The sequence below is a fragment of the Cohnella boryungensis genome (assembly GCF_042651945.1).
In the GTDB taxonomy this organism is placed as follows: domain Bacteria; phylum Bacillota; class Bacilli; order Paenibacillales; family Paenibacillaceae; genus Cohnella; species Cohnella boryungensis.
The window spans coordinates 266,214-280,669 of sequence record NZ_JBHSED010000013.1 but is presented as its reverse complement, the minus strand read 5'-3'; the positions used below and the strand labels follow the sequence as shown (position 1 = coordinate 280,669).

The following is a 14,456-nucleotide window of genomic DNA, read 5'->3' as shown; positions in this document are numbered from 1 at the left end:
GATTCAGAGCCCGAGCTTGTGCCCCTTTTCCATACGGTGAATCTGCTTCTCCCCCTCATCGGCCAGCGCCCTGAACTGATCGATCGTTTCGCGCATCTTCGGCAACGCTTCCTGCTTGTAGGCGCTGATCGAATCGAGCGCTTCCAGCACTTCGGCGAAGGCTTGTTTCAGGGTATCTACGGAGACGCTCGCTTCAAGCGATTGCCGGTGAATTTCCGCGCCTTGATTTTTTAGCATTTTCGAGGTGGCGGCGATCAAATCGTTGGTCGTCTGGTTAAGCAGCTCGATCTTCTTGAGGACGATTTTTTGATTGTAGAGAGCGCTTGCGACAGTTACGGATATTTTCAAGGCGGACAGGGTCACATTTTTCGCCCGGTCTACCCCGCGAATCAGCTCTTTGTTGTTGCGAATGACGACTTCGATAGCCATAATTCCCTGTTGGTTGACGACCAGCATCTGCTGAATGTCCATGATCCGCTGACGGAGAGGGAACAGCACCTCTTCGGTAATGAAGCGGATTTTGTCGGGATCCTCATTGCGGAGCTTGGCGGCTTCGATCTGCTGCGCGATCGGCTCATCCATCATCATCCCCAGCCGGATTTCCTGCTGCAGTCTTTTGGTCAGGTCGCGAAGCGCCTGCTGCTCGATCTCCAGCGTCGTATTGTCGTTTCGGAGGGTCGCCCGTCCTTTGTCCAGAGAGACGACGATGTCCGCAATGACGGAATCGGCTTTCTGATACTTGAGAAAATAAGCGCGAATCGGGTTGAACAGCTTGCCGAGAAACCCTCTTCTCGCAAAGTCGACGATACTGGGGTCCAAATCCTTTAATTGCGTCTGAAGCTCGGTCAGCCCTTTGGCCACCGGTCCGCCTTCGTCACCCGTCTTGGACAGGTTGCCGACCGAAATTTGCAGCAAAGCGTTTTTGCCTGTCGACATTCTCAAGGTGCTCAAGCCGAACGAATCGATCGATTGCAGAATTTCCCTCCGCTTCTCCAGCGAATCGATGTCCAGCGCCATAATGGCGGCGACGTTGGACTCGGCTGTCTCCTTCAGCTTGGTCAGCTCCTCGGGGACAGGAGCAACCTCCTGTTCAATAGCCGCCTTGATTTCCTCCGGCTTGACGACCTCCATCGAAAAGGACATGATAACCCTCCTTAATATTCACATTTGCACGTTAAACAGATTGCCTATCTTGTAGACCACATCATCGGTATCCGCGTTAAGGCTCGCGGCTTCGTTAATGCGGGAGATACTTTCGAGCGCTTGAATATTGGCATTGTATCCGATCGTATAGACGGGAACTCCGTAGGCTTCGATCAGCTCCTTGATGTCCTTCAGGGAATAGCCTGCATTCGTCTCCCCGTCGCTGAGAACGAAAATGAGCGGCTTAACCGAGGGATTAACGGCGATTTCGTCCTGAAGCATTTTCAAGGCGACTACGATGCCGTCGAACGTCGCCGTATCGCCGCCCGCCTGAAGGCTGTTCACCGCCCCGACAAACATGGACTGCTGGTTCGTATCGTACTTCCCGATCGGCAAGCGGATAGAGACATCGCGGGAATAGGATACAAGCCCGATGCTGTTGTCCTTGCCCAGAAACTTCTGGCCCTGAAGCAAGGACTCTTTGAGACGGTTCAGAGGCTCGCCCGCCATGCTCCCGGACACGTCGGCCACGAACACCGCCGCAATCGGCTTGCTCCCGTCCTTCTTTTCTTTCCACAGCTTTTGTGCGGAAGACAGCAGACCGCCTTCCGGGAGAGGGAGCTCGGAACGGTAATCCTCAAGCCCGTTAAAGCCGCTTTCCCGCGCGGACTGCTGGTAGCGGTCCTGCGCGACGAACCTGGCGAATTCGCGGAGGATGTCCAGCTTTGTTCGGGGCAATTCGCCAAGGGCATACAGCGGGCTGTCGTGCCTGAAGCCGAAAGGAGTGAATACGTAGCCGCTCTTGAAGTCTGCGGCGTTGACATAGGTTTGATACTCCAGGACGAACCCGTCGAGCATGCCGGACTTCGCCGCTTCCCGCATTTGAAGCGTGGTGGAGGCAATGAACGGGACATTGGCCTGGAATTGCTCGAATCCTTGAACGGCCTTGTCTCCAAGCAGATTGGAGCCGTCGAAGGTATTCAGCGCGGCAACGAGGAAATTAAGGCCGGTGGAGCTGGCGAAGGGGTCCGTATACCCCATGGCGAGCCCGTTGCCTGCAACGGCGTCGATCACGGCGCGGACATTCACCGTTCCGTACTGAGCGACCAGCTCATCGTATTTGCTGCGGGTCAGAACGATGCCCGGCACGTTGCCGACAAGCCGATTCGCGATCAGCTCGGCCTTGACGCCGCTTGCTTTGACCATTTCTCCCCACAGCTCGTTGGACGGAGTGTAGGCGTCGGGGATGTACTTGCCGGAACGGATATAGTCCGCTGCCGTGCCGGACGCGATATTGCGAAGCTTGACCGAGACGGGCCTGCCATCGATTTGAATGCCGGCCCGGTTGAAATCGTTCGCGACGCTGTTCAGCCAGCCATCCACGCCCGTTCCCGATTTTTCCGTAGATGAGAAAATTTCTACGAAATCGGGAGTGGCGTTGTCCACAGAGACGGAGAATTTCGCGATATCCGGCAACGATTCCGCTACGTTCGCCGGATTCAGATCGATAGGTCCCTTAATCGGAGCCTCGGTCGTCACCTCGATGCGGGAATACAGCTTGAGAAGCCGTTTGACCGAATCTTCGGCGCTTACCTGCGCTTTGGACTTGCCCAGATTGGAGGTTAGGCTCACTCCCGCATAGACAAGCAGGAAGACAATCGCGATCAGACCGCCTGCGACGAGAAAAAAACGGGCTCTGTTGTGCATGCTGCTCACCTCTCAAGGCTTGTAATATTTGGTCTGCCTGATCAACGAATCGATCTCCTGCATGCAAGGCATCCCTTCAATGTCCTGGAATTCGAAGCTGTCCAGGCGGGAGATTTCCAACAGCAGCTTGTCGAGCTTCAGCAGAATTTCCTCGTTCGCGCCGAGGGAGGATTTGACGAAGGACAAATAATCGTTGTACACATTCCGCTTTTCTTGCAGGAGCTTCGGGGGGAAGCGGCCGGAATTGCGCCCCATGACGCGCTCGAACTCCGATTCGTCAAATACGCTCAGCCTGTTCAGAAGGCTTCGGATATTCAGATAGAACAGCTTCTCTACTTCCAGGATCACCGACGAGAATTTCCGATGACTTAATTCGCCGGCGTCGAACCTTTGATTCACGACGGTCAGCAGCGTGCCCAGCCTCTTGCGAATTCGGTCAAGCTGGTCCAGAGCAAGCGCGATATCGCTCTCCAGCGCCTTTACTCTGCGAAAATGCGATAAAGCCTCGGCGTAGTCTTCGTGTGTCTCTATCCGCTTCAAAGGCAGGGCGATCGGAGGCTGGAACAGCAGCGAGTAGCACCCGTAAGCGAGAATGAGCGAGCTGGCCAGCAGCAGGGCGACCCCGAGCGCGGCGGAGAGAGGAGTCCCGTCGAGCCGAAGCCCGATAAATCCGGGAGAGAGCACGACGATATTCGCGGCGGCGACCGCGATAAGCAATCCCGCGAGCTTTATGTATTTGGCGATGCCCAATCGATGCTCCCCCCTCCCGTCCTCCTCTATACTTATGCGGACGTTCCTCTCGGCTTGCCACTCGGCGGCAAATGAACCAAGCTTCCATTGTCCGGCGAGGTGGCGAATGGCAGCTTCCAGGGTTCAAGCGGCAGGGTTAGGGGTAAAATGATAAAGCACGTCACATTCGCCAAGGAGGGATTCGGATGGCCGAGGACAACCATGTCGTGGACAAGGACGGCAGCATCGACCCGAGCAAGGTAGGAGCTGCGATCGCGAGAATAGACCCTACGGAGAAGGAACGGATTCTGAGAAATTTCGAGGAATTCAAAGGTTACCTTAACCGGAGGATTCGGATGGCGGAGAGCATCGGCTTGAGCGAGGAGCAAATGGCGATCATCGCCCAGAAGGTGGCCGATTATCTGGCCGGACACGAGGAACCGCGCAACAACGAAGAGCTGCTGCTGCAGGAGCTGTGGAAGCTCGGAACGAAAGAGGAGCGGCATATGCTGGCCCACATGCTCGTAAGGCTGGCTCAGGGAGAGCGTTCCCATTAATCCGTGCTGAAGCGAAGAAGCCGCGTTCCACTGCGAACGAGGCTTCTTTTTTTGGATTCGACTGTAACCTGCAGCCGGTTTGTACCGTCTTAAGACCAGGAGGTGCTGAAGAGATGAAGAGAGCGATGTGGATTGGAGTTCTGGCTTGTCTCCTTGCGGCAACAGGCTGCGGCGCTGTGCAACGGACGGAAGAGCCGAAGCCAAGCACGGTGTCCAACGAGGTTCCCAAGCATTATGGCGACGATACGTTCCAACCTCTCGATTGGGAGGAGGCGGAGATAAGCCAGGTTACGGTAAGCCGTTCGCAGAGCATAGGGGAGGTCTACCCCGCGGCGCTCGGCTCGTTCGTCAATGCCGAGGATCTGGCATTGTTCCGGGAGGCGTTCCGGTCTGCGGAGAAAATGACGGGGATGTTGGATATCGGCATACCGGAGTACGACCTCTCTTTCGCAGATGAAGAAGGACAAAGGGGATTTCATCTTTGGCTGGGAGACCGTCCCGGCAGTACGGGCCTATATACTTACGTCAACGCGACCGGAACGGGCTATACCTTGTCTGCCGAGCATACCGACCGACTCCGGGAGAAGATTCGCTCCCTTGCCTATACGCGGGAGCAAGCGATAGCGAACGGGGATATCGTGGCGGGGCTCGGTCGGAAGTCCAACCTGGATCGATGGAAACAATTCGTGGAGAGCGTGCAGGAAGGCGGCGCGTCCGGCGAAGCCCATATTACCGAATACACCATTGAAGGACAGCCGATCTTCAGGGATTTGATTTATGACGGACAAGCGATTCGCTATACTTACGACAACAGAATGGATAGCTTCGGCACCCCGACGCGCGTCACGACTTATTGCAAGGCGCTCGATCAAGAGGGGACGGAGTTCAGCTTGTCGAAGTGCGACAGCGAAGGCTTGGAGTTTCGGTTCTCGACAGCGGAGACCGAGGAATAAGAGCGCATCGGTATGCAAGCGGCATGGAGGCGAGACATTGGTCCCTGACGGAGGAATAGCCGGAGAAGAGCAAGCCCCTGCGCCCAAGAGGCGCGCAGGGGCTTAACCTGTTTTGCCGCCGATGCAGCGCCTTATTTGTTGGTGCCGTGCTGCTTGCCGGGCAGCTTCTTGCTCGATTTCTCGCTGGAATCGCCCTGTCTCTGCCGGCTGCGGTTGCGCTTGTCTTTGTCCTGGGTGGCTTTCACTTGTTCTACGAACTCATGCGTGTTGTCCATGCGTAGTGCAGGTCCCCCTTGATCATCGGATTTACCTGTATAGGGTTCCACGCAAAGCCAAATCTAATTATGAATATTTACGATCTTTGATCCCTTGCCGAGGGCGAATGTAAACTGATAAGATTCGGATAGGCTTTATTAATTCATTCACGACAGGGAGTCCGACATGAAATTCGCCGTGCAGTATTTATCTTTCTTCGTCATACAGAACGAAGGGTCCGATCCGGACGGTCCCAAGAAATATAAGCATTACCAGACGCTGTCGCACGAAGAGTATCAGGATAGCGAGCTGAAGGCGTTCCTGGACGGAGAATTCAAGCGGATCGCGAAGCGAAAGGCGGAGGTGAACGCAGCTTCCGAGAACGTGCCGACCAAGATTGGGCGATTCGTGGTGGAGCCGGGCCACGACCTGACCAGCAATCCGAATTATAATTTGTTCCAGCGGCTTAGAACCGCGGCGGACAAGAACGAATTTCATTACTGCAGCGATGATGTGCTTCGATTGTATATGGATACGAATTCGGTCAGAGGCGGCGCGTTCGTGCTGGCGACGGCCAAGCTGAACGAGCTTTACGACGACCCGTTTCTGTTTCTGTTCAAGTGCGACTTCGAGTCGAAGATCGCGCGGGTATCCGACGAACGCAGCTTGATCTCCCAGGTCGAGATGGCCATTAACGCGAAAAATATCAAATCGATTCAATACCCGCACATGCCAGAGGAAGGAATGCTGGAGGAGTGGGAGTTGAAAATTCATCAAGCGTCCCATGCGAGATATTTCGAGGACTTCCTGAAATATGTCAGCTACGAGAAGTCAAAGCCGGAGATCGTTGCGGACCAGGTCATGGGCATGGTTCAGCAGTATATCGAGACCAAATGGCAGGCGGCGGACATCCCGTACTACGAAAGCGGGGACGAGAGCGTAGAGCCTGCCGCGGCGGATACCGAAGAGGCTGCGGCATTGAGGCAGGAGAAGCAGCAGTTCGACATCTGGGCGGCCGGGGAGAAACGCGAGCTTCAGCAAAAATGGTCCCATGAGCATGTCATGGAAGCAACGAAGCAGATCGTTGAGCTGCAGCCGGATTTGGAGCTGAAGTTCAAGCTGGACGACATCTTGATTAAAGGGCATATGGACGATTACGGAAATAATATCCATATCGCAAGCATGAACGGTCGCTATGTCGTCGTCATCGAAGGAGACTCCTTCCAATTCGAGAAGGGCGTGTCCCCGATCGAGCTGCTGCACCCGGAGGAGATGCAGGAGGTTCTGCAACGCGTAGGCAACGGCGTGCGGAGAAGAGGCAGCGGCGAAGCGCCGTCCCTGGACTGAACAAGAGCCTATGAGGAAGCCGTTGATGGAGCGAATCGCAGATTACGCGTTCGCGATCACGGCTTTTTACTTGGTTGCGGAGCCGGAAAGCAGGATTTGGAGTTCGTGAACCGTCGGAAATCCGAGTATAATCGGGATAGAACAGTCTTAACGAGGCGGAGCTATGAACCTTGAATATGAGATTACCGAATCCAAGAGAATAACGAGCCGGCTCAGGAACCGACTTGCCGGATTGCACCTAAGAGATAGCGGCGTATGGAAGGGCGCTATCGCGGCCCTCTGGCTGCTGACCTGCGCAGCCGTCGCTGCGGCGGCGATGGGAATGCCTACGGGACTAGGAAAGCCATTCGATGTGACAGCAGGCATAGCGCTTAACACGATGGGCATGGCTGTCGCTTCATGGCTCATAGCCGCTTTGCTGGCGATCTGCGGATGCAGGGTCCCCCGACTGACGGTCGGAAGCCTGCTGTATACGGGAGTGCTCCTGTACGTTGTTTTGTTCTTCTCCGAGCTGGGGTGGAAGGCTTCCCTGCTGTACTCTGCGGCGTGTGCGCTGGCTGCAGCGGGAGCGGGCTTGCTGGCAGGCGCCATGGCACGATTGGACAGGCGGGGACTTCGGCGCGCGCTCGGACTGGCGGCGGTGCTCGCGTTTGTAGCGGCGTTGCTATGGTCCGGGTTGCCGCAGCGCTTCATGCCGGGAGGAGCGGGGGTTGACGATGCCGCGCAAAGGACGGCCGAGGGCGATCAGAGGGAAGAGCCTCCGCTTTTCTCCGATCCATCCGAACCGGGAAGCTTTGCTTATCGCGAATTTACGTATGCCAGCGGCAAGGACAAGCATCGCGAGGAGTTCGGCAGACAAGCCGATCTGGTGTCCGCTTCCGTCGACGCATCGGCCTATATTAACAACTGGGCGTGGCTAAGAAAGCAGTTTTGGGGCTTCGACGAAGCCGGGCTTCCCCTGAACGGAAGGGTGTGGATGCCCGAGGGCGAGGGGCCGTTTCCGATCGTGCTGATGGTTCACGGCAATCATCTGATGGAGAATTTCTCCGACGACGGTTACGGTTATCTCGGGAGGCTGCTGGCCAGCAAAGGCATTGCAGCGGTATCGATAGACGAGAATTTCCTGAATTATTCCGTCTGGTCGGGTATCCCGGATGAAGATATGAAGCCCAGAGCCTGGCTAATGATGAAGCATATTGAACAGCTTCAAGCCTATGCCCTGCAGGAGACGTCTCCCTTCTATGGGCGTATCGATTTCCGACGGATTGCGCTGCTCGGCCATTCCCGGGGAGGTCAAGCCGCGGCCATGGCGGCGGATGCGAGCCGCTGGTTTACCGGCGACGCCGGCCTGCCCCCATCCGATAGCTATGCGATTCAGGCGGTGATTGCGCTCGCGCCGACGGATACCGAGGTGGACGGCAAACGGCCGGAGCTTCGGGATATTTCGTACTTGACGCTGCAAGGCGCCAAGGACGCCGATCTGGTCAACTTTTACGGGGATCGTCAGTACGGCCGGGTATCCTTCCCTAGCCATGACTCAGCCTTCAAAGCATCGCTCTATATCGAGGACGCCAACCATAGCCAGTTCAACACGTCCTGGGGGCGGTCGGACAATGCGCTGCCGGCAGGGCTGTTCATTCGGCCGCAAGCGTTGCTCCCCGCGGAGGACCAGCGTATGATCGCCGAAGTCTACGTGGCCGCTTTCGCGGAGACGGTGCTGCTGGATGAGGCTGCCTACGAGCCGCTATTCAGAGATTATCGGACGGCGGGGGGCTATCTTCCCGATACCCGATATTATAATCAATACGAGAATGGGGATTTCCGCTTGCTTGCGGACTTCAGCGGAGCGGATCGCGAGGTTCCGTCACCGGGGGCAACCGCGCAGGCGACCGACCTGAGCGACTGGCGGCATGTGAATGCCCTGAATCGTCAAGGAGAGGCCAAGTCGGACAGAGGCGTCTTGCTGGAATGGCAGGACGAGGGCTCGTATACGATTAAGCTGGACGATGCTTCCGTCCGTCTTGCCGATGCGGACGAAGAGAGCATTCTCATGTTTTCGTTGGCCAATATGTCACGAGACCTGGAGGAGCAAATCGAGAACGAGGAGGAGCCGGAGGAGATTGAGGCGCTGGAGTCGGCTATGGAGACGCCGCTGGCGATTGAGATCGAGCTGAGGGATGATTCCGGGAACTTTGCCCGGCTGCCTCTGGACGAATTTATGGAGGCGGAGCCTCAGGTTGAGACCAGGTTCACTTGGTTGCCGGGAATCGAGGAGATTGTAGCCAAAGGGAAGTTTAAGGATGCAGAAGAGCCGGTCTATCAGACCTACGAGCTGCCGCTGGAAGAGTTCCGCGCAGCCAATCCCGGATTCGATCCGTCCCGATGGGCGAGCCTGACTTTCTATTTCCGTGAAGGACCGGGCAAGGTGATGCTGGACAGTCTGGGATGGATAGCAGGAGGATAAGAGAGCGTGAAGAGGAAGAGACAACGACGAATTGCGGCGGTAATCTGCCGTGAACGGCGCTGTCTCTTATTTTATTGTATTTTTGTAAAAGCGGCGTTAATTAGGCGGGGATGTGGTACAATAGTCACGGGTTTTGTTTGGGTAATTCTGGAACTAATGGAGATCTATCTATTTGCAACATACAAGCTGGAGGATGAAGCAATGAAAACAAGGCTGTTAGCGGTAATTATGGCGGTGGGCATGTTATTCGGATTATTCTCGCCGATGGCAGGGGCCGAGGAAAGCGTCGCTCCCGAAACGAATGAAACGCAACTTATCACGGAGTCGACTGCGGAGAATTTGCCGGCCTCGCCTCTGGAGCTACCTTCCGGCAGCGCGCGGATGCAAGCCGGAGTCATTCCTTTGGGGGAAATCTCTGGGTACCAATTCATGTACGGACATGCCTTGCTCAGGGAAGTGTCGGAGCAGAGCGCAGGAATATTCGTGATAACCTTGTCCCAAGGTCAAATAGACTTGAACCAGGCGCCAATTCGTTCAGGCTCGCAATATTCCATAGAACTAAACGCAAAATATGTGTCTCTTGATGGGTCTAATCACTTTATTTCGTATGCAGATCAAATTGTGCTCAGCGGCGAGGAGTGGCTGGTTAAGGAAGAGTGGCCGATTTCTGCAGATGCGGTACAGGTTAATGCGGATTTATCAGCATTCGAAGAGTATTCGAATCCAACCCTACGCTTGCAGCCCGCAGGTATGATCACTTACTCTATGCTGCTGGGTCAGGATGCGCACGGTCAAGGACAGTTTACGCTGCTTGTAAAGCCCGGACTGGCCGACATCCAGTTTTTCGGCAAGAAAAACAATACGGGATATGTGATTCGGAAGCCGATTTCTATTCAGCAAGCGACGAGTATCGCTATCGAAGAGGCCGACCTTACGTCTGCAATTCCCATTGCGCTACCCTCGGAGTCAGGAAAACTGCAGATTGAAGGAATAGAGCTTTCCGGGGTAAATCAGTTAAGACTATCCAAGGGGTTTTACCAGATTTCAATCGAGCAAGAAGAAGGCTCAAGCACGCTGTTTTGGAGTCAGCAATTGGAGGTTTCTGCCGCGAAGTCGCTTGACTTCGGAGCGCCCGAATTAGTGTTCAATTCTTTATACGTTAGAGAGGACCGAATAAGTACGAGCATCTCGATCAAGAGGGGCGACTTTAATCTCGTCCATGACTATGGTCCAAGCCCGGGTACGGGACCTTCAGTCTTATTCACAATCAAGAATGGGCGGGGAGAAACGGTTAAGCAATTTTCAGGCAGCTTTTGGGGAACTTCAGAAGAGATCGCCCCGGTCTTGAAGCCCGGGCAATACAGCATCGAAGCTTCGTACAGCTATTCGAATGAAGCCGCTCCGATCAAGGGGGCTCAAACCTTTCTTATTCGCTACGCGGATGAACCGAATACGAACGGAATAACGATAGAAGCGGAGGACGATGCCGGAAATCCGCTCCGCGATGCGCAAGTCTTCCTTTATGAGAACACATTTTTTAATGCTAACGACCCCGAGCCTGCGACAGGAGTGTACTTTCCGTCGCTCAAATACCAAGCGGACGCGACTTCGCAAGGAGAATTGTTTATCCCTAGCGGATATTTGCTGGCGGGCAAGGATTACGAGGTTGTCGTGACGGGGAGAAGTTCCGGCGGGCAGTCGGGAGGGGTCGTCTATCATCAGTCCGTTGACTCGGCGCAGACCGAATTAAAATTGACCAGGAACTCCCTGAAGCAATTGAATTATCAGGCAGAGCTTGCTCAACCGGGCAGTTATCTGCATATGTTCATCAGGCAAGGGCAATACAACTTGACCTGGCCGGTCTCGATCCCTTTTGACAATCAGCAACGGGCATCTGTATTTGTTCAGACGGATGAGACGGTGCTTGCCTCCGCCTATTTGTACCCGGCAGGCGATGTCGGTTACTATCTGCAGAGTGAACGGCTAGGCACGGCATCGGGAGAAACGATAGACTTGATGGATGAGCTGGTTAAGGTGACAGCGCCCCGAGGGTATGAGGATTCTAGAGTATCCGTTAATGGGGGGCTACCCAAGCCTAGTTATTACGTGACGAAAGGTCAGTCGGTACAAACGGAGTATTCCGTTCTTAAGGATGGATATAGATATTCCTTCCATAAGACCTTGAATAGCTTGACGAACCAGCGATTGTCCTTTCAGAGAGCCCTTCGAGGTGATACATCTCAGCAGCTTCTAGCGGGGGTATCGGGACAGCGTGTCTTGCAAGCCTTTATGGACGAAGACTCCAACCGGCTTGTTGGCGTGTCCCATGAGCCTCAAGGATTATCGAACGAAGGCTTTGCCTCACCTGTGATGTCCTTTGAGGTCCAGGAGACTGATGGCAAGTCGCTCATGACGGTTGAAAACACTGGGGAAGGCATCGTCTATCGCGAATTGAGCCGATCGGAAGCTTCTCTCGGGTTGAATTTCATTGGGGGCGTGTCTTCGCCTTTACTAGAATACCAGCTATATGACGGGCAAAATCTTCCGGTAGGCAACCGGTTGATTACGGAGCAATTGCCGCCGTTCGAATGGAGCGCTTCGGTCGAACCGGGGGATTACGTTCTTAAGCTTGTCCAGCAGCACTTCCCCGAGGAGGTTGTCCAGTTGTCGGGAGCAATAGCCGTTCAGGTGCTGCCCGGGGAGCCGAACAACCAGAGGGTTATTCCTATCGCGTTTCCGGCGGGGTATGACTTTGACACTCAGAACTATTGGAATAATGTCGAGATCAGGACCCATGCTGCAGGCGAGACTCAATTTCTAGGTGCCGCTATCTCTCATGAAGGTAAGCTGATTATCGAGGACACCGATGCAATCGAGCCGACTGCTGAATACGTGATTCTGATGGCCATAAGACTGAAAGAAGTCGCAACAGGTAGGCCGAACCGGATTTATTATCATCAAGTCCGCATGACGGGCAGCGAGCTGATTAACCTGAATAGTGTGCCTGTAGCTTCTGATTTAGTGAGTGTTGCCCCTTCGTTTGCTGAGATGCCATTCGCAGTCTGGAATATCAACCTGTTCTACCTTATGCCGGTGGCCGGCTACAGTACGCCATTCCAAATCTATTCCGCGTATCCCCAAGAAATTCAATTACTCACATCCCCGGGGGAGTTTGTGGCACAGTTATCGGGGTATGACATCGCGGTGTCGGGGTTTAATATCTATAAAAGACTGTCCGTACATCCATCTACAGGCAAGGTGACGGTGTCTGAACTAAACATGCACCAAGTGCAGCTCAAAGATAGGTATCCGTTCCTAAGTTTCTCGATTTCTCATGCGGAGTATCTTTCATGGGGAGGGGTCGGTTATAGTCTCGATGACAAACGGATGCTTAATCAACTATTTCTCTCTGAAGGCTTGCAAACGATCGTTTTGGTCACGTATGAAACGCCCCCGCGCGAAACGCCATGGCTCTACACATGGGAAACCCTGGAGCCGATTAACGTGCAAGGCGACCGCGTGATCGATTTTGGTGGCGAAATCGATGCGGCAAAGTCTAGCTTGAAGCTGGAACAAGGCACAGTCAACGGAAATACGCGGTTGAATGTGATGGTGGAATTGGTCAACGGTGAAATGAAGCTTATCAGCGTAAGTAATATCGTTAACGGCTCGACCTATTATCCAGCCGGCAAAGTAACGATCAAAAACAGCCAAAATCAAACCTTGTATACGGACGAGAATATGGCCTGGAATGGTGGAACTCTCATTGAGAAGCAATTAGCCGCAGGTACGTATACGCTTATCTTCAGCTTGCCCGTCGGACCGAACAAGGAAATCAGGCTGACTAAAGCATTCGTGGTCGGAAACGAGGAAGACAGCGTTCCGCCTACCGCTCCTGCGGGGTTGTCTGCAGCTTCGATTACCGACAAGAGCATGACGTTATCCTGGATGCCATCCTCGGATAATGTAGGCGTGGTCGGCTACAGAATTTATAGCGGGAACGTGCTGGTTAGCAGCACAACGGGAGCGACCTCCACTTCGGTAACCGGTCTGGCGGCCGATACGACCTATGCATTCACGGTCAAAGCGATCGATGCTAAGGGAAATCTCTCCCCTGCCAGCTCGGTATTGTCCGTCAAGACGACTCTGCCCGCAGTCGGGGGCTTAGGAGGAGGCGGTGGGGGAGGAGGTCCTGCCCAAGATACAGATACGCTTACAGTCCTGAAAAAGGATATTCCTGCGGCTGCCAACGGGATAGTAAAAATTGATGCAACGGATCACCAAACCGTTATCTTGCCGTCCGGCCTCACATCCTTGCTGGGAGGCAATCGGTTGGAAGTGAAGCTGGGCCAAGCGGTTGTCACCGTCCCGCCGGAAGTGGTCGAGCAACTGTCCAGCCTGGTGGAACCGAAGCGGCTTTCTGCCATGAATATCGTGTTGTCGGCCGTTGAATTAAGCGAGGCAAATGTTCCAAGCGTAACTGAAGGCTCTAACGAGGGCATCCGTTCGGCAGGGCCGGTGTATGAGCTGCAATTGGTTCTGAAAGCCCAGGACGGCACGACGGTGAAGCTGGAGCAATTCAGCACCCCGGTTTCCCTGCGCTTTAAGGTGGACGCGAGAGTGGATCGTCGCTTAACGGGCATATATTTCATTTCCGATGAGGGGCGGTTGACTTATGCAGGCGGGAAGTGGGAAGGCGATGAGTTGGTTGCTTCTGTACCCCACTTCAGCAAGTACGGCGTGTTTGAGATCAAGAAGCAGTTCTCGGACATCGGGGACAAGCATTGGGCTTTGGCCGTCATTCAAGAGCTGGCTGCCAAGCAAATCATCAACGGCGTAGCCGATAAGACCTTCGCTCCGGAGAATAACGTAACTCGCGCGGAGTTCGCGGTCATGATCGCCAAAGCATTGCGGCTAACTTCGCAGACCTCGATGAATTTTGACGACGTGCCTTCGCAGGCATGGTACGCCGGCGGGGTGGCTGCGGTATATGAGAGGGGCATCATTCAAGGGGTAGGAGGAAGCAGCTTCGCGCCGCTTCAGCAGATCACCCGTGAAGAAATGGCCGTTATGGTGAGCAAGGCGTTAAGAAGCGCAGGTTTGACGGCGGAGTCTGGCGAACATCCGGTGTTTAAGGATGGGAAGCAGATTAGCGGATGGGCGCAAGAAGCGGTCATGGAAGCCGCGTCCAACGGCCTGCTGAAGGGGAGGAGCGGAAGCCTCTTCTCCCCGAAGACGCAGGCGACGCGCGCCGAGGCTGTGCAAGTCATCTCTAATCTGTTGAACAAAATCGCGCAATAA

9 protein-coding genes are annotated in these 14,456 nt (G+C 54.6%); 5 read left to right on the top strand and 4 right to left on the bottom strand.

Annotation, left to right across the window (positions count from 1 at the left end):
* Positions 1–3 precede the first annotated feature (3 nt).
* Genes ACFO1S_RS09010 through ACFO1S_RS09000 form a run of 3 tightly spaced genes read right to left on the bottom strand, consistent with a single transcriptional unit; the run spans position 4 to position 3,600 of the window.
* Positions 4–1,143, bottom strand: coding sequence for a toxic anion resistance protein (locus tag ACFO1S_RS09010; protein ID WP_204602690.1), 1,140 nt, complete (start codon positions 1,141–1,143; stop codon positions 4–6).
* An 18-nt stretch (positions 1,144–1,161) separates the two neighbouring features.
* On the bottom strand, positions 1,162–2,850 hold the full coding sequence (locus ACFO1S_RS09005; RefSeq protein WP_204602691.1) for a vWA domain-containing protein: 1,689 nt from the start codon (positions 2,848–2,850) through the stop codon (positions 1,162–1,164).
* Positions 2,851–2,862: 12 nt separating this feature from the next.
* The gene (locus ACFO1S_RS09000) at positions 2,863–3,600 is read right to left on the bottom strand and encodes a hypothetical protein (protein ID WP_204602692.1); all 738 of its coding nucleotides are present in this window, start codon (positions 3,598–3,600) and stop codon (positions 2,863–2,865) included.
* A 185-nt stretch (positions 3,601–3,785) separates the two neighbouring features.
* Here ACFO1S_RS09000 and ACFO1S_RS08995 point away from each other — a divergent pair, with 185 nt between their 5' ends.
* Together ACFO1S_RS08995 and ACFO1S_RS08990 are read left to right on the top strand one after the other, a co-directional pair.
* Positions 3,786–4,136 carry a DUF3243 domain-containing protein gene (locus ACFO1S_RS08995; protein WP_204602693.1) on the top strand — a complete coding sequence of 117 codons (351 nt, stop codon included), beginning with the start codon at positions 3,786–3,788 and terminating at the stop codon, positions 4,134–4,136.
* A gap of 113 nt (positions 4,137–4,249) precedes the next feature.
* Complete coding sequence (locus tag ACFO1S_RS08990) at positions 4,250–5,089, top strand: DUF4362 domain-containing protein (RefSeq protein ID WP_204602694.1); 840 nt, start codon at positions 4,250–4,252, stop codon at positions 5,087–5,089.
* A gap of 131 nt (positions 5,090–5,220) precedes the next feature.
* Here the strand turns inward: ACFO1S_RS08990 and ACFO1S_RS08985 are convergent, their stop codons facing one another.
* Positions 5,221–5,364, bottom strand: coding sequence for a DUF4023 family protein (locus ACFO1S_RS08985; RefSeq protein WP_204602695.1), 144 nt, complete (start codon positions 5,362–5,364; stop codon positions 5,221–5,223).
* 166 nt (positions 5,365–5,530) lie between these two features.
* Between ACFO1S_RS08985 and ACFO1S_RS08980 the strand changes: the two genes are divergently transcribed.
* From ACFO1S_RS08980 to ACFO1S_RS08970, 3 genes are all read left to right on the top strand, one after another.
* Positions 5,531–6,691, top strand: a complete 1,161-nt coding sequence (locus tag ACFO1S_RS08980) for a DUF3900 domain-containing protein (RefSeq protein WP_204602696.1) — start codon at positions 5,531–5,533, stop codon at positions 6,689–6,691.
* A 163-nt stretch (positions 6,692–6,854) separates the two neighbouring features.
* On the top strand, positions 6,855–9,155 hold the full coding sequence (locus tag ACFO1S_RS08975) for an alpha/beta hydrolase (RefSeq protein ID WP_204602697.1): 2,301 nt from the start codon (positions 6,855–6,857) through the stop codon (positions 9,153–9,155).
* Positions 9,156–9,356: 201 nt separating this feature from the next.
* Positions 9,357–14,456: an S-layer homology domain-containing protein gene (locus ACFO1S_RS08970; protein ID WP_204602698.1), complete on the top strand. Its 5,100-nt coding sequence runs from the start codon at positions 9,357–9,359 to the stop codon at positions 14,454–14,456.